Here is a 15,296-nt window from a genome sequence, read left to right on the forward strand (position 1 = left end):
TATGAAGATTGCTATTAATACAGGTGGCGGTGATGCTCCCGGCCTTAATGCCGCCATCAGAGCAGCAACGTTGGCTGCGCTTAAAAGAGGCTGGGAAGTGTACGGCATAAAAAATGGATATGGATCGATATTTACGGATGAGCCTTTTGTAAAGCTCGATGCCAAAGCAGTGGAGGGTATTACCTTACAGGGCGGTACTATTTTAGGAACTGCCAATCGGGGCAATCCCTTTGAGATGCCGTATCAAAAAGACGATGGGAGTTGGGGCACCAAAGATGTATCTGATCAGCTGGTGCAGACCTTTGAGGATTATGGAATTGATGCCCTTGTGGCTATTGGCGGCGACGGATCAATGAATATTGCCAGTAAGCTTATCCAGAAGGGGCTTGATATTGTAGGCGTCCCCAAAACCATTGATAATGATATTTACGGCTGTGATGTAACACTGGGGTTTGATACTGCTATTGATATTGCTACTGAGGCAATTGACCGGATTACGACTACGGCTGAATCGCATCATCGGCTGATGGTCGTGGAAGTGATGGGGCGCTATGCCGGATGGATTGCCCTTTATTCTGGTATCGCAGCTTCTGCGGATGTGGTTTTGATACCCGAAATTCCTTTTAGCTATGATTCCATTGTGGAGAAAATAAAAGAGCGGGAATCAAAGGGACGTCATTATACGATGATTGTAGTTGCTGAGGGGGCCAAGAGAAAAGACGGCGAAATTGTAACTAAAGGCAAAACACCGGGTCAGCAAGTGCAGCTGGGTGGTATTGCCAATCAGTTAGCGGATGAACTTTCTGAGCGAACGGGTAAAGAGTCACGGTCAGTTGTATTGGGGCACCTCCAGCGTGGCGGATCGCCCTCTACCTATGATCGGCTTATTTCACTGCGGTTTGGCGCAGCCGCTATCCGATGCGTGGAAGAGCATGATTATAATAAGTTGGTTGTATTACAGGATAATAAGCTGACACGGATTCCCATCACCAGTATCGAGGGAAAAATGAAATCCGTTTCTCTTGAAAGTGATACCGTACAGACAGCCCGTGATATTGGCATTTGTCTGGGTGATTAGTATCTAATACTCATCCGACCGCTGATCTTGCGATCGGATGAATGGGTGAAGAGAAATATTTATACCACGTTCTGCAGCTCTGCTGCAAAATGTTAATTGAATAAAATAATAGAAATAATTTGAGCATATGGGTCTTTTTAATTCGGTAAAAAATGCGTTTTCGGGATCGGATACGAGTGAGATTTGGGAGATGATTTCAGATGCTTCTCAGGTAGATTCCGTTGTTGAAGCATCAAAAGAAAAACCGCAGCTGATCTATAAACACAGCCATCGCTGTAGTGTCTGTTTTGTTGCGAAAGGAGATCTTGAGATGGCATCAGATAATATAAAAGAACATGCTGACATGCATTTTGTAAATGTGGTTCGCAGTCGCGATGCCTCAAATAAAATAGCGTCTGATTTGGATGTTCGCCATGAATCGCCGCAAGCCATTTTGGTTGATGATGGAAAAGTGGTTTGGGATGGTTCTCACGGCAGTATTGATACCGATGCTATTTTGGAATATTTTGAATGATATTTGGTTTCTGACACCTCAATCTCCAAATATATTCTTGAAGTTTTCTTCAAATGGCGGCTCTATAATCCCTTCTTCTGTAATAATTCCTGAAATGTACTTATTGGGAGTAACGTCGAACGCGGGATTATAAGCTTCGGCCTTTTTAGGAGCTATTTGTGCATCGCTGTAGTTAAGCACCTCATCTTGCTCGCGTTCCTCCAGAGGAATCTCATCACCGGTTTCTGTCTTCATATCAATAGTTGAAAGCGGAGCTGCTACATAAAAGGGGATTTTATTTTCTTGGGCTAAAACCGCAAGGGGATAGGTTCCGATTTTATTGGCCACATCGCCATTCGCGGCAATGCGATCGGCGCCTACCATAACCAAATCAACCTCTCCGCGACGTATGAGCAAGCCCGCGCTGGAATCAGTTATTATTTTCATCGGTATCTCAGCATTCATCAGCTCCCAGGCGGTAAGGCGTGATCCCTGCAGAAGCGGACGCGTTTCATCCACCCAAACGAATGGCTTTTTGCCTTGTTCATGGGCGTGAAAGATAACCGAAAGAGCGGTACCGTATTGTCCGGTTGCAAGACTGCCGGTATTGCAATGGGTTAGCACTTGCGCTTCTTTGGGAATGAGCTCAACACCGTTTTCCCCAATTTTTTTGCAGATGCGTTTGTCTTCATCATGGATGGTTTTAGCCGTTTGTAGGACGATATCTTTAATTTCGCTGATATCCTTATCTTTATGCGCTCGGATGGTTGACTTAATTCGATCCGTTGCCCATTTAAGATTCACCGCCGTTGGTCGGGCTCCCTCCAGGTATTCGGCGACGCGATCGATTTCTACAATAAAGCTTTCAAACGAATTTTCAGGCAGATCCTTGATCCCCAGATATAAACCGTAAGCTGCTGCAATACCAATGGCGGGCGCTCCGCGAATACGCAGCTTTTTAATAGCTTCCCATATGCGTCCCACATCCCGGATATCGCTATAGACTTCGCGTCCGGGCAGATATGTTTGATCTAAAATGCGAACATGATCTTCCCGCCATTCAATAGACTGTACTGCAGTATCAATGTTATCACTCATAATAGCTTTGCTTCAGCTTAGATTATACGATACTGATTATGGCAAAAGAGGCGGGATTTTACAACCTTTTTAAGAATAAGTTTTTTTACCAGATAGAAGAACGGATCGATGATTAATATCCTTCGGCGGCACCGTCGCCACGTGGATCAGGAGACCCATATTTTAGGCCATTGTTATCAATATAGATATTATGTGTCCTTCCTATATTGCCATAAGGGTTCAGTTTATGCCCCTTTTCTTTTAGTTTTTCTCTGGTGTCGGGACTTAACCCAAACTCCTCATAGTATAATTTGTCGGGCATCCACTGGTGATGAAAACGCGGTGCGGAATTGGCTTGCTGTGGATCCATCCCAAAAACAACCCTGTTCAAGAAACTTTGGAAGGTGGCCGTGATAATGCGGGGTCCCCCGGCAGCGCCCAGTACCATTCTTGTAGAGTCGTTTTTAGTAACGATGGTGGGTGACATACTGCTGAGCATCCGTTTTTTGGGAGCCACAGAATTGGCTTTACCCTGTATTAAACCAAACATATTGGGTTCGCCCGGCTGAGCCGTAAAATCGTCCATCTCGTTATTGAGCAAAAATCCGGCACCGTCAACAGCAATTTTGTTTCCAAAAGAGCCATTCAGTGTGGTTGTTACCGCCACGGCATTGCCGTTTTTATCAACAATGGAATACTGGGTTGTTTCGTTGGATTCTTGGTATTTCAGCGGGTCGCCGTGTGAAATGCTGTTGCTTGAGGTTACGGTATCCCAACGGAAACTTTGCATGCGGTCGTGATTGTAGGCCGAATCTAACAGGCCGGATTGCGGAATACGTACAAAATCGGGATCGCCTAAAAAGTGAGCTCGATCAGCAAAGGCACGACGCATAACTTCGGTAACGAGATGGACATATTTAGCCGAGTTGAACCCCAGCTCTTTTAGATCGTAATTTTCGAGTGAGGTTAACATCTGTGCAATAGCAATGCTTCCGCTGCTGGGGGGAGGCATAATATATAAATCATAATCCTTGAATGAAGTTTTTACGGGATCACGCCATTTACTCTCATAATTTTTTAAATCGCTGTAGCTGATGATGCCTCCGAATTCTTCCATCGTATTGACGATGCGATCGGCCGTAAGTCCGGAATAAAATCCATCTCTACCCATCCGGGAAATACGTTCAAGAGTTTTTGCTAAATCCTTTTGAACAAAAAGATCTCCTTCTTGATAGGGGGTTTTATCCCGCTTTGTAAAATATCGTCTGGATGAACGGTACTGTTTGAACTCCTCAGCCTTGTCGTTCAGATCCTGTGCTTGCAACCACGTTAGTTTATAACCTTCGCGAGCCAACTGGATAGCCGGTTCAATGACCGTTTCCAATGGTAAATTTCCGTATCGCTCAAGCGCCTTGATCATGCCATCTACCACACCGGGTACCCCTGAGGCTAAGGCAGAACGGCGACTTAAATCAGGCTTATATTCCCCGTCTTTTATAAACATATCTTTTGTTGCCTGTTCGGGCGCTCGTTCCCGAAAATCAAGAGCGTTCGTTGTACCATCATCCATGCGGAGCACCATAAATCCACCACCACCGATATTACCGGCGCGCGGTTCTGTAACAGCTAAAGCAAACTGTACGGCTACGGCTGCATCAACGGCATTGCCGCCTTGTTGCAGTATTCTTTTACCTACTTGCGATGCATGTTTTTCTGCCGTTACGACAACCGCGTTTTCATAGGATTTTGCCCACCCAGTTTGGGCAAGGAGAGCTTCGGACTGGACAGTAAAAATGAAAATTAAGATCAACAGGAATCGGATAACAAACTTCATATATGAGAATCAATATTCAAATTGCCAATAGTTCTGAATATAGAAAAATATATGAATCTCTTTGAAAGTCAGGATTGTGTTAACTGAGAAAATACCGACTCGTTTTAGAAAGTTTAGCTGGATTTAATTAAAAAGATTGAGAAAAATGAACCGATTTCGTCATCTGTATCGCAAAATGTATGTAGAGAGAGATAGTATTCATCCAAAAAAACTGACTATGCGACGATTAATCCCAATATTTGTCCTATTCATCACGATGATAACATTAATTTCTTGCGGTGGGGATGATGGACCTACTGGCAACGGTACGCCTGATCCTGAGATTACATCCCTGCAGCCCGAGAGTGGTCCTCCCGGAACTTCGGTAACGATCAGAGGAACGGGATTTCAGCCGGAAGGAGAAATGAGCGTATTATTTGGTGAGAGTTTGGCTACGATTGCCAGTGCAACCCAAGACGAGATTCAGACCAACGTGCCGGAAGGTATTAGTACCGGTTCGGTGCAGGTATCGGTAACGGTAAATGAGGAAACCGCCAGTGGGCCGAATTTCACTGTAGAAGCAAAAGCCCCTGGGATTAGTTCTGTTTAACCCGACAGCGGTACGGTCGGTACCGAGGTGACTATTAAGGGTATGAATTTTTCAACCACGGCCTCAGAAAACGCCATTAGTTTTAACGGTACAGCAGCCAGCGTAAAAAGTGCTGCCGAAACTCAGTTAGTCACAGAGGTACCCCAAGGGGCCACAGACGGACCAATTGAGGTAACGGCAGGGCAAAAATCTACGACCGGTCCCGACTTTGATGTGATTCCTGAGGGAACCATGGAAGTAATTACTGAAACTACCGGAAACGATCTGGACGATAACGGATATACAATTAGCTTGGATGGTGGCAGTGGATCAACTATCGCAATTAATGATACCCTTTATTATAGAGGGTTGGAAGAAGGTAGCTATCAGCTTGAACTAAGTGACTTGGCTTCCAACTGTAGTTTGGAGAGTTCTAACCCACGAACTGAGGACATCATTGCCGGTGATACGACATCTACCACTTTTGAAGTGCTTTGTGAAGCTACCACTACAGGTAAAATTGCTTTTTCCAGCACTCGGGATGGGGATGACGAGATTTTTCTGATGGATTCTGATGGTACCAATGTGCAACAGTTGACGGATAATGATGCCGGTGATTTTAAACCTGCTATTTCAAATGATGGGCAAAAGATTGCTTTTGTAAGTGATAGAGGTACGAAAACAAACTTGTATGTAATGGATGTGACTGGCAATAATGTGCAGCAGGTAACTAATTTTGACTCTTATGTTCAAGATCCGGCATGGTCACCCGATGATACGAAACTGGTTTTTACCGATGATCGGAATCAAAACAAGGAAATATACACGATCAATGTTGATGGTAGTAATCTGCAGAAGGTAACGGATAGTGATTTTGATGCTTCGTCACCAAGCTGGTCGCCGGATGGGAAAAAAAATTGCTTTTCACCGAGCCGCGAATTACCACTCTGAGTATGTAATATATACCATTACCCCGGATGGTACTGGCCTGAATGTTTTAACAAATGCCGATAACTCTTACGAATTGGAACCGGTCTGGTCACCGAGTGGAGATCGTATCTTATTTAGAAAAAGTTCAGATCTCTGGACGATGTCACCAACGGGCGATGATAAAAAACAGTTAACAACCAATCCCGGCAAACAAGAGTTAAGCCCGAGCTGGTCTCCGGATGCCCAACAAATCGCTTTTGAGTTAAATAACAATATATATGTAATGAGTGCCGATGGCACCGGTTCGCCTACGCTCATCGAGCGATCGGATGTGGTAAATAGTCATCCATACTGGGGACCTGCATCACAATGAATTCACAAAATAAATCATCAATAGAACCAATAATACATCGTTATGAAGAAACTACAACGAGCAATCCTCATGATTATAACAATAGCGTTAATTTCCTGCGGTGGCAGTGACGGGCCCACCGGTCCTGAAAATCCTCATAGTCCTGAAGAATCCGAACCGACGACCGGGGCCATAGAAGTTACGACTAACACCACGGGTGATGATATTGACTCCGACGGTTATACTGTAGCTACTGCCAATGTAAGCTCCAGCATAGACCCTAATGGTAGCACTGTTCTCCCTGATCTTTCTGAAGGTAGTGCCGAGGTAGAGCTCTCGGGCATTGCCTCTAACTGTAGCGTTAGCGGTGAGAACCCCAGAGATGTTTCTGTGACTGCCGAGGATACTACCACTACTACTTTTGATATTGAATGTGAGGCACAACTAAAGAACGAAATACTTTTTCAAAGTGATCGGGATGCTGATCCATATATGTATGAGCTTTTCGTGATGGATGAAGATGGTAATAACGTAAGGCAGTTAACGAATAATGGAATTTTTTACATTGGAGATATTTCCTCAGATGGAACTAAAATATTATATACCAACTTTCCCAAGGATGGCTTGTTTAGGATGAATGCCGATGGTAGTGAGCAGAAAAAGCTAATTTCAGATGCAGATATAGGCCTGGGTAGCTGGTCACCCGACGAGTCACAAATTTTTTTTGGCAGTGGCCGAGATGGTGATTTTGAACTTTATATCGCCGATGCAGATGGATCAAACATCGAACAAATTACTGATAATACCTATGGAGATGATTATCCAGACTGGTCACCCGACGGCGATAAAATTGTTTTCCGGAGTAGGCCGGATGATGCTTTTAACCTTTATACAATAAATAGCGATGGAACAGGACTTACTCAATTAACGTCTGCCACCAAAAATGTTGGCGGTGCACGATGGTCGCATGACGGGCAAAAACTGGTGTTTAGTCGTGATGGAGATATTTACACCATTAATGCTGATGGTTCAGATGAGCAACTGGTATATGATGGTTCCCGCAACCTTTTTAACCCTTCATGGTCGGCGGATGATTCGAAAATTATTTATGACAGAAACATGTCACAAGGAGGGTATGAAATCTATTTTATCAATGCAGATGGCAGTGGACAACCCACAAATATTACTAATAGCTCTTCTTCAAATGATCAGTTTCCCACTTGGAGCCCGATCGAGTAGCGGTACATTCTAATTCAGATAATCTCCAATGAGTGTTTGAACTTATGAGATTTTGTTTTTAATTGACGACCGGGGCCATATTGGCGATAATTATATTTTTTAATTGATGCTACCCATTGGTATCCATTTTGCTACGGCATTCTTTTAGAAGAGATTTGGCTTCTTTTATACGTTCATCCTGTGTGTCAAAGTTAGCTTGGTATATTTTTATTGCTTCTAAAAGTTTTGATTCTGCCTTTAAATAATTCCTATAGCGGATGTGTAATTTTGCATGTTCAACAAGGCTTTCTGCTATTCTATAGTGATCTTTTGGCAATGTTTCTGAATAAATACGTTGCGCCTGCTTAAACAGGGAGTCGGCCTTTGAATAATTTCCCATTTTTGTTAAAACTGAAGCCAGTTTATTTAAGTCAATTGCAATATCTGAATGGTTTGTCCCATAATTAATTTTGTCTATTTCTAAAGCTTTTTCGAATAAAGTTTTCGCCTTCTGTAGTCTTCCAATTTTTTTCAATATGTCAGCATAATTATAATAGGCAATAGCTAGAGAGGTATGATTTTTATCTAAAATAGTTTCTTTTATTTCTATAGAGCGTTCAAACATTGATAAAGCCTGGTCGTAGTTTTTAGTCTCAGAATGAAAAAGCGCGAGATTGGTTATACTTTGAGCATAAGTATAACTCTGTTCCCCATGAATCTTTTTATTGATTTCTATGGCTTTTTTAATATGATGGAAAGCGTTATCGTAATTTCCTAATAATCTATAGTTTAATGCGAGCGTTTGATGAGTACTAGCTATAGTTGAGTTTTCTGGTCCCAAAAGTTCTTTTTTTAGTTCAAGTGCCTGTTGTAATAAACTATCTGCCTTTTTATATGCCCCCATTCTATGATATAAGTCACCCAAGGTACTTTTAGCTTCTGCAATATTATTATCGTGAGGACCAGCATAGTGGTTTTTAAAAAAATCTAGGGCATTGGTAAGGTTTTTTTCTGCCAGATCATACTCATCAAGTCTTACTTGGACTTCAGCAAGGTCTTCTGAATTTGTAAACCGAGAGACTGTATTCCCATTCCCTGAAGCCACATAAAGGTTTTCTGCTTTTAAGAAAAGGGTTCTGGCGGTGTCATATTTGGATTGCAATGCTTTTGAAAATCCAAAGGTTGAGTATTTATTGGCCAGGTCTTGTTCATTAGATCCTGGCTGTTCTTCAATAATGGCAATCGCTTTTTTAATATAGCTGGTAGCCATACTCGGATCACGTGCCGAATTTTTCAAAACAGCAAGATTCCCATAAATATTGGCTGTCTTTAAACTATTCTGTCCATAAAATTCAGCACTTTTTTCAAGTGCTTTATTAAGAACTTCTTCACCCTCATCAAAAGCGTCTAAATTGGTAAGTGCTCTTCCTATACTGGCCATCAGTTCTACGTACATTTCGGGTTGATCGCTAAGTTCTTGCTCGACTTTTTCAATGCCAGAGCTCAATAACTGTTTTGCGGATAGATCTTTAATTGCACCGCCTGCCAGTTCAGGATTGGTTTCGTCGAATATACCAAGCATAAATTCTTTGACTTGTTCAGCTCGTTCTGCTTCGAAATGTGCCTGATCTCGTTCGTGGGCAATGCGCCAGGTATAAAACCCTGCAAAGCCGGTAATGAGTAACAGAAATCCGACGGCTACAGAAATACCTGTCTTGTGCCTGCGTACAAACTTTGAGATATTATAGCGAACGGTATCTTCCCGTGCTATTACCGGCAGGTTCTGCTCACGGCGGTTCAAATCTTCCAACAGCTGTTCGGCAGAACGGTAGCGCGCCTCTGGTTCTTTGCGGAGGGCTTTCATTATGATGGCATCAAGGTCGCCCTTCAGTAGTTTGATGAGGCTAGATGGGGTGGTATTGTGTTTTTGGGCAATATGTTCCTGTTTTTTTGATGGAAGACTTTCAAGCCTTGCTGAAGGTCGATTTGGAGTTTGATTAACGATTAGGTTTTCGATTTCTGACAGATTTTTATCCTCTAACCCAAAGGGATGAATTCCTGCCAGTAATTCGTAGAGTAAAAGTCCCAGCCCGTAAGTGTCGGTTGCTGTGGTTACATTTGTGCCTTCGATCTGTTCGGGTGCTGCAAAAGCCAGTGTAAATATCCGGGATCCGGTACGAGTTTTAAAAACGGTGGTTTCAGGATCTTCCGGTTCCAGTAGTTTGGCTATGCCAAAATCGAGCACTTTAGCTGTTCCATCTTCAGTGACTAAAATGTTTGAGGGTTTCAAGTCACGATGGATCACGGTATTGGAGTGCGCGTGCCGTACAGCACGGCATACGGATTTAAACAACTCTATTCGTTTGTCAAGGTTAAGTTGATGGGTATCGCAATAATCATGGAGTGGAATTCCGTCCACATATTCCATCACTAAGTAGGGCAGGCCATCTTCTGTTACTCCACCATCCAGTAGTTGGGCAATATTGGGATGATTAAGTTTAGCCAGGATCTGCTGCTCGCGACGGAACCGGGCGATATTCGAGGGGGTGTCCATACCGCGATGCAGGATTTTTATGGCAACCTGCTTCTCATAAAGTTCATCAGATCTTTTGGCGGTATATACTGATCCCATACCGCCGTGGCCAATGAGGCCTGTGATTTTATAAACATCAATTTCATTGCCTATAAGTGATCTACCGGCAGGCTTATTCGAATTAGGAAAATAAGCCTCAAACTCTAGGTATTGTTTGTCATCTTCCAAATAGTTTGAAGCCTTTGCTTGCTCAATATTTTCCAGCATTTTGATGGCTTGCCTCTTAAGTTCACTACTTCCTTTACAGTTTTCTTCGATATATGTTTTACGTTGAGATTGGTCCATCGTAAGTGCTGTATCGATAATCTCCTCGATATTTTTCCAGTTTTCTCTGTCCATTGTTATTTGTGGATTTTGATGATAGTCATTGTAAAATATGGATTGATGAGGGAATATAGTCTTACCCTTCTTTAAGTTCCTTGTAAAGCCATCCTCGTGCTTTGTCCCAATCTCTTTTCACCGTACTTTTAGAAACATCCAATACCTGAGCTACTTGATAAATTGGCAATTTCCCAAAAAAACGCAATTCTACGACTTTAGCCAAGCGCTCATTTAGTTGGGCAAGTTCTTTCAGCTTTGCATCTATATCAATGAGTTCTTCGGCTTGGTGGTGGGCCTCCATGAGTTCATCAATAAAAGTGATGTCTCGTTGACTGCCCCCTCTTTTTTCTCGTTTTTTTGCTCGGGCATGGTCAATAAGAATCTCACGCATACACCGGGCTGCAATTGCCATAAAATGGCTTTTGCTTTCGGCAGCAAGCGAATCCTGATCTACAATTTTCATATAAACTTCGTGGACGAGAGCAGTTTCTGATAGCGTTATATCATCCCGTTCTTTTTTAAGCTTAGAGTAAGCAATTCGCTTTAATTCCTTATAGATAAGTGGGAAAAGCTCATCATAAGCCTCTTTAGACCCCTCTTGAACTTTTTGTAACAGTTTCGTAACCCGGGTTGTTTTAGTCATTACTAACGGACTAATAATTATCTGAAGAGGTAACCAGGAATCAATTTTAATAAAAAAATATAAAAGCTAATAATATTACCAATATACAGCACAGACTATTATTAGTCGGTTTTACTCCCTACTGTTCCATAAAGTTTGATTCTTCAGCTTCTTGAATAGCCGCCAGTAAAGAGGTAACCTCTTGATAAAGCAGGCTATCATTTCTGCATGCTTTTTCGATATAAATCTTTCTATTGCTTGGGTGATCTATACGCAAGGCTGCATCAATGATAGGTTCTATTTTTTCCCACCGTGGTTGATCCATGAAAGCTAAAAAAATGTCCTTTCTCCTTTATTAGTATATGCGAGATCCAGAGTAAAAGTAGGCCAAATAAGAAGTAAAAAAGTGGTTTAAGTTTTTTTATAGGTATTAATTTGTCCCCATTCCGCTTGCCGTTACGCATGTTACTATGCAGCATTCATTAATTCCAAAAAACGATTAATAACTATGCATCGAATAACACGAATAGTGACGCTACTGTTAATTTGTTCTATGTCTATTTTTATAGCTTGTGAGGGACCAGCCGGTTCCGAAGGTCCGCAGGGCCCCGAAGGTCCGGAAGGCCCTGTTGGTCCGGCCGGTGAAGACGGCAGCATGATTTATTCGGGCAGTGGAGCCCCCGGCAGTGATGTTGGATCTAATGGGGATTACTACTTGAATACGGATAACGGCGAAATGTATGGTCCGAAAGATGACAGCGGCTGGGGTAATCCCATCATTGTACTGCAAGGCGAAGATGGAGAAGACGGAAGCCAGATTCACTCAGGAACTGGTGCTCCGGCTTCTTCACTAGGTTCAGTGGGTGACTACTATTTGGATAAAGACACTTATGAGCTGTATGGTCCGAAGACTGATCAGGGTTGGGGATCTCCGATTAACCTGAAAGGAGCTGATGGCAATGCCAACGTTACTCGGTATATCTATCCCGGTCATGATTTTGGAAGTCAAGCTTCTCTTACCCTTAGTGTTCCTTCTATAAGTAATACTGAATTTAAGAATAGTGCTTGGTTAGTTTACTTAGCAAATGACAGGGGCCTTAATAATTCTACGTTTAGGTATTATTCTATACCTGGTGAGGGTATAAATTCCACATATTCTGTTAGTTCTGGAAATATCAATGATGATCATGCAGCATTTTTTATTGAATCATCCGGAGGAGGAGCGGAATATGAACGTATAGAAATTGTGCGTATTGAAGCTTCTAATACTGAAGACCAGACAAAGCAGAAAGCAGGAGCCATTCTTCCCAGTGAATTGGATACCTCAGATTATGAAGCTGTAGCCGAATATTATACTTTCTATAAATAACGGTAAAGATTAATTAGATATCTTCGAAATGGGCTCTAAAGTAAAAGTGGAGCCCATTTTTAGTTTGCTTATCTATTTTGAAAAGTCTTTGCAAAATAGGCGAATTTGATTTGTCCCCATTCCGCTCATCGTTCCGCATGTTCTATGTAGACATTTATAAAGTATACGTACAATAATCATACCCGTGGCAGTATGAAAGCTGCTGCGGGCTTTTTATGATAACTGATTAACTACTGGCTGGTCTGTCGAAAGAGTTTACTGTGTTGAAGAAAGAATATTTCGCAGTGAATCTACTTCTTGGATGTTTCCCTTAGATTCAAGTATATCAATCAGCTTTTGCAAGGGTATTTGGATATCTTCAGCTGAAGAATCATAACGTTCTTTGCGGATAGATAATACTTTTCGAAATAAACTTTCTGCTTGATCTATATCTCCACGGTAAAAGGCGTTTTCTGCTTTATTGTTTAGTACGCCCACGATTTTGGGATGGTTGTCAGGATAGTGTTTCTCGAGAATGTATAGCGCCTGCTTATATAGCGAATCGGCCTTCGAATATGGTCCTCTCTCTCTAAAAGTGTTTGCATAATCGTTTAAATATTCTCCCATCTTGGGATGCGTGTTGCCCAATTCGTTACGGGTAATTTGTAATGCTTGTTCCATCATTTTTTTAGCGGAGTCAATTTTGCCCTGCTGTAACAGTACATTAGAAAAATTACTGCTAATAGTGGCAATATCCGGATGCGATTCTCCGTATAGTTTTTCTGACATTGCAAGCGATTTTTGATAGTGAGTGGCAGCTTTGTTTAGGCTGTCTTGTTCTTTATAAATAATAGCCAAATTATTTAAATTATTGGCCTTCCCGGGGTGAGGGCCATCTATGTTAGTTTGTAGGATATCCAGCGATTTAATTTGATATCTTTTTGCTTGTTGGTAGTTATATTTCTTTCTCAGTATCGAGGCCAAAATATAATAGGGTTCTGCTAACTGCATATGTGTGCTATCATAAAAAGATTTTTTAATATCAATGGCATCTTCTATCATTGATAGAGCTTCATCATAATTGGCGTTTATGCGTTTTACGTAAGCAAGGTCGGCCAAGAGTTTGCTGTATTCTTCGGTATCGGATTCTCCTGCTTTTTGGAAAAGAGCTACAGCTCGCTCCATTGCTTTTTCTGCTTTTTTAAAATCCCCTTCATCGCGCAGTATTAGACCTTGTACATTGTATGCTTCAGCCTTTTCTGCAGGAGGTATACTCAAAGTGTCGTGTATTTCCACAACCTGTTGCATAAGAGGGGCGGCCTTGTCAATCTCTCCCAACGACCGATAAGTATGAGCCATAACCTGCATAACATTCGCTTTTATTTCGGGAGATTGGTCAAGTTTTTGTACGCGGTCATATCCTTGATTAAGGAATTCCCGAACGGTAATAGTATCACCCTGTGCATTTTCAGGATAATTGCTTTCAATAAGATCGGTTAAAAAGGCAGTGACTTGTTCAGCTTTTTCCGCTTCAGTCTGAGCTATATTTCGCTCCTCAGTAATTTGCCAGGAGTAATAGATAACAATTCCAGCAATAATTAAAAGAATGCCAACTGCTGTTGATAACGGTGTTTTGTACCGTCGAAGGAATTTTGAGGTTTTATATCTAAAGGTATCCCTGCGTGCAATAATCGGATGATTTTGCTCTCTACGGTCCAGGTCTTCTAATAACTGAGTTACACTCTCATAACGAGCTTCGGGTTCTTTGCGCAGGGTCTTCAATATAATTGCATCCAGATCGCCTTGTAATGTATTTATCAGATTATCGCCAGAGATATTACGAAGCCGGGCGTTTTCGCGCTGCTTAACAGGATCGAGGTCTTGAAATTTAGCAGAAGGTTTGGATGGAAGCTTGTGGCGGATGAGATCTTCTATCTCAGTAAAGTCTTTCTCACCCATATCAAAGGGATGAACACCGGTGAACAATTCGTATAACAGAATTCCCAGCGTGTAAATATCTGTTTTTGTAGTGATAGCTTGATTCTCGACTTGTTCGGGTGCTGCATAACCGAGGGTTAGTATTCGGGCACCGGTTTGGGTTTCAAATAATTTTGTGCCAGGATCTTCCGGTTCCAGTAGTTTAGCAATACCGAAATCAAGAACTTTGACCGCTCCATCAGGAGTCACCATGATATTTGAGGGTTTAAGATCGCGGTGGATTACGGCGTTATTGTGTGCATGTTGAACGGCTTCGCAAACAGATCGAAAGAGTTTAAGCCGTTCATTGATATCAAGACGATGCTGATCGCAATATTCAAGAAGTGGCTTGCCTTCCACAAACTCCATAACGAGATAAGGCAGGCCTTCGTTGGTAATACCTCCATCCAACAAGCGAGCAATATTGGGATGATTTAAGTTTGCCAATATTTGTCGCTCGCGCTTAAATCGGGCAATATTTGAAGGCGTATCCATGCCCCTGCGCATTAATTTTAAGGCCACTTTTTGCGTGTAGGCCTTGTCTGCGCGTTCGGCCAGAAATACTGACCCCATACCACCGTGCCCAATGAGCTCGATAAGTTTGTAGCTGCCTATTGTAGTGCCGATGAGAGAGGAGGTGTTCTTGTGGGATTGTTGTTCCGAAATTTCCCGGGCAAGGTGCCGGGGATAGTCTTCGAAATCTTCCAAAAAGTTTTCGGTATCGGATTGCTCAATTGATGCAATGAGGCCAGTAACTTGCTGCTTGAGCTGCTCATTCCCTTTACATTCCTCTTGAATATAGGTTTGTCGTTCTTTTCCACTAAGATCAAGAGCCGTATCAACAATATTATTAATTTTCTTCCACTGCTGTTGATCCATATGAGA

The 15,296-nt window shown here is 42.2% G+C and carries 12 protein-coding genes and 1 pseudogene; 7 read left to right on the top strand and 6 right to left on the bottom strand.

Annotation, left to right across the window (positions count from 1 at the left end):
- Position 1 precedes the first annotated feature (1 nt).
- Entirely contained in the window at positions 2–1,078 is a 1,077-nt protein-coding gene (locus ACQ4LT_RS08910) for a 6-phosphofructokinase (protein ID WP_445665684.1), read from the top strand.
- A gap of 127 nt (positions 1,079–1,205) precedes the next feature.
- Complete coding sequence (gene ytxJ / locus ACQ4LT_RS08915) at positions 1,206–1,592, top strand: bacillithiol system redox-active protein YtxJ (protein ID WP_445665685.1); 387 nt, start codon at positions 1,206–1,208, stop codon at positions 1,590–1,592.
- Positions 1,593–1,610: 18 nt separating this feature from the next.
- Here ytxJ and mtnA read toward each other — a convergent pair whose 3' ends face one another.
- Entirely contained in the window at positions 1,611–2,669 is a 1,059-nt protein-coding gene (mtnA, locus tag ACQ4LT_RS08920; protein ID WP_445665686.1) for an S-methyl-5-thioribose-1-phosphate isomerase, read from the bottom strand.
- A gap of 112 nt (positions 2,670–2,781) precedes the next feature.
- On the bottom strand, positions 2,782–4,482 hold the full coding sequence (gene ggt, locus ACQ4LT_RS08925) for a gamma-glutamyltransferase (RefSeq protein WP_445665687.1): 1,701 nt from the start codon (positions 4,480–4,482) through the stop codon (positions 2,782–2,784).
- Positions 4,483–4,699: 217 nt separating this feature from the next.
- Between ggt and ACQ4LT_RS08930 the strand changes: the two genes are divergently transcribed.
- The 4 genes and pseudogenes from ACQ4LT_RS08930 to ACQ4LT_RS08945 all read left to right on the top strand — a co-directional run bounded on the left by ACQ4LT_RS08930 (position 4,700) and on the right by ACQ4LT_RS08945 (position 7,571).
- Positions 4,700–5,071: an IPT/TIG domain-containing protein gene (locus tag ACQ4LT_RS08930; protein ID WP_445665688.1), complete on the top strand. Its 372-nt coding sequence runs from the start codon at positions 4,700–4,702 to the stop codon at positions 5,069–5,071.
- Positions 5,072–5,083: 12 nt separating this feature from the next.
- Positions 5,084–6,001: pseudogene (locus tag ACQ4LT_RS08935) on the top strand (IPT/TIG domain-containing protein); the annotation flags it as partial.
- On the top strand, positions 5,955–6,353 hold the full coding sequence (locus ACQ4LT_RS08940; protein WP_445665689.1) for a TolB family protein: 399 nt from the start codon (positions 5,955–5,957) through the stop codon (positions 6,351–6,353). The pseudogene ACQ4LT_RS08935 and the gene ACQ4LT_RS08940, both read left to right, overlap by 47 nt.
- A 42-nt stretch (positions 6,354–6,395) precedes the next feature.
- Positions 6,396–7,571 carry a TolB family protein gene (locus tag ACQ4LT_RS08945; protein WP_445665690.1) on the top strand — a complete coding sequence of 392 codons (1,176 nt, stop codon included), beginning with the start codon at positions 6,396–6,398 and terminating at the stop codon, positions 7,569–7,571.
- Between the two features lie 109 nt (positions 7,572–7,680).
- Here the strand turns inward: ACQ4LT_RS08945 and ACQ4LT_RS08950 are convergent, their stop codons facing one another.
- From ACQ4LT_RS08950 to ACQ4LT_RS08960, 3 genes are all read right to left on the bottom strand, one after another.
- Positions 7,681–10,482 (bottom strand): tetratricopeptide repeat protein, encoded by a 2,802-nt coding sequence (locus ACQ4LT_RS08950; protein WP_445665691.1) that lies wholly within the window; start codon positions 10,480–10,482, stop codon positions 7,681–7,683.
- 61 nt (positions 10,483–10,543) lie between these two features.
- Positions 10,544–11,107: an ECF-type sigma factor gene (locus tag ACQ4LT_RS08955; RefSeq protein WP_445665692.1), complete on the bottom strand. Its 564-nt coding sequence runs from the start codon at positions 11,105–11,107 to the stop codon at positions 10,544–10,546.
- A gap of 118 nt (positions 11,108–11,225) precedes the next feature.
- On the bottom strand, positions 11,226–11,411 hold the full coding sequence (locus tag ACQ4LT_RS08960; protein WP_445665693.1) for a hypothetical protein: 186 nt from the start codon (positions 11,409–11,411) through the stop codon (positions 11,226–11,228).
- 183 nt (positions 11,412–11,594) lie between these two features.
- Here ACQ4LT_RS08960 and ACQ4LT_RS08965 point away from each other — a divergent pair, with 183 nt between their 5' ends.
- Positions 11,595–12,455: a hypothetical protein gene (locus tag ACQ4LT_RS08965; protein ID WP_445665694.1), complete on the top strand. Its 861-nt coding sequence runs from the start codon at positions 11,595–11,597 to the stop codon at positions 12,453–12,455.
- 255 nt (positions 12,456–12,710) lie between these two features.
- Here the strand turns inward: ACQ4LT_RS08965 and ACQ4LT_RS08970 are convergent, their stop codons facing one another.
- Positions 12,711–15,290 (bottom strand): tetratricopeptide repeat protein, encoded by a 2,580-nt coding sequence (locus ACQ4LT_RS08970; protein WP_445665695.1) that lies wholly within the window; start codon positions 15,288–15,290, stop codon positions 12,711–12,713.
- Positions 15,291–15,296: the final 6 nt, after the last annotated feature.

Source organism: Fodinibius sp. AD559 (assembly GCF_052712805.1).

Excerpts from the sequence above, each read along its gene's own strand:
- ACQ4LT_RS08965 (WP_445665694.1), top strand. The coding sequence starts at position 11,595 with ATGCATCGAATAACACGAATAGTGACGCTACTGTTAATTTGTTCTATG.
- ACQ4LT_RS08970 (WP_445665695.1), bottom strand. The coding sequence starts at position 15,290 with ATGGATCAACAGCAGTGGAAGAAAATTAATAATATTGTTGATACGGCT.
- ACQ4LT_RS08960 (WP_445665693.1), bottom strand. The coding sequence starts at position 11,411 with ATGGATCAACCACGGTGGGAAAAAATAGAACCTATCATTGATGCAGCC.
- ACQ4LT_RS08955 (WP_445665692.1), bottom strand. The coding sequence starts at position 11,107 with ATGACTAAAACAACCCGGGTTACGAAACTGTTACAAAAAGTTCAAGAG.
- ACQ4LT_RS08930 (WP_445665688.1), top strand. The coding sequence starts at position 4,700 with ATGCGACGATTAATCCCAATATTTGTCCTATTCATCACGATGATAACA.
- mtnA (WP_445665686.1), bottom strand. The coding sequence starts at position 2,669 with ATGAGTGATAACATTGATACTGCAGTACAGTCTATTGAATGGCGGGAA.
- ytxJ (WP_445665685.1), top strand. The coding sequence starts at position 1,206 with ATGGGTCTTTTTAATTCGGTAAAAAATGCGTTTTCGGGATCGGATACG.
- ACQ4LT_RS08940 (WP_445665689.1), top strand. The coding sequence starts at position 5,955 with ATGGGAAAAAAAATTGCTTTTCACCGAGCCGCGAATTACCACTCTGAG.
- ACQ4LT_RS08950 (WP_445665691.1), bottom strand. The coding sequence starts at position 10,482 with ATGGACAGAGAAAACTGGAAAAATATCGAGGAGATTATCGATACAGCA.
- ACQ4LT_RS08910 (WP_445665684.1), top strand. The coding sequence starts at position 2 with ATGAAGATTGCTATTAATACAGGTGGCGGTGATGCTCCCGGCCTTAAT.
- ggt (WP_445665687.1), bottom strand. The coding sequence starts at position 4,482 with ATGAAGTTTGTTATCCGATTCCTGTTGATCTTAATTTTCATTTTTACT.
- ACQ4LT_RS08945 (WP_445665690.1), top strand. The coding sequence starts at position 6,396 with ATGAAGAAACTACAACGAGCAATCCTCATGATTATAACAATAGCGTTA.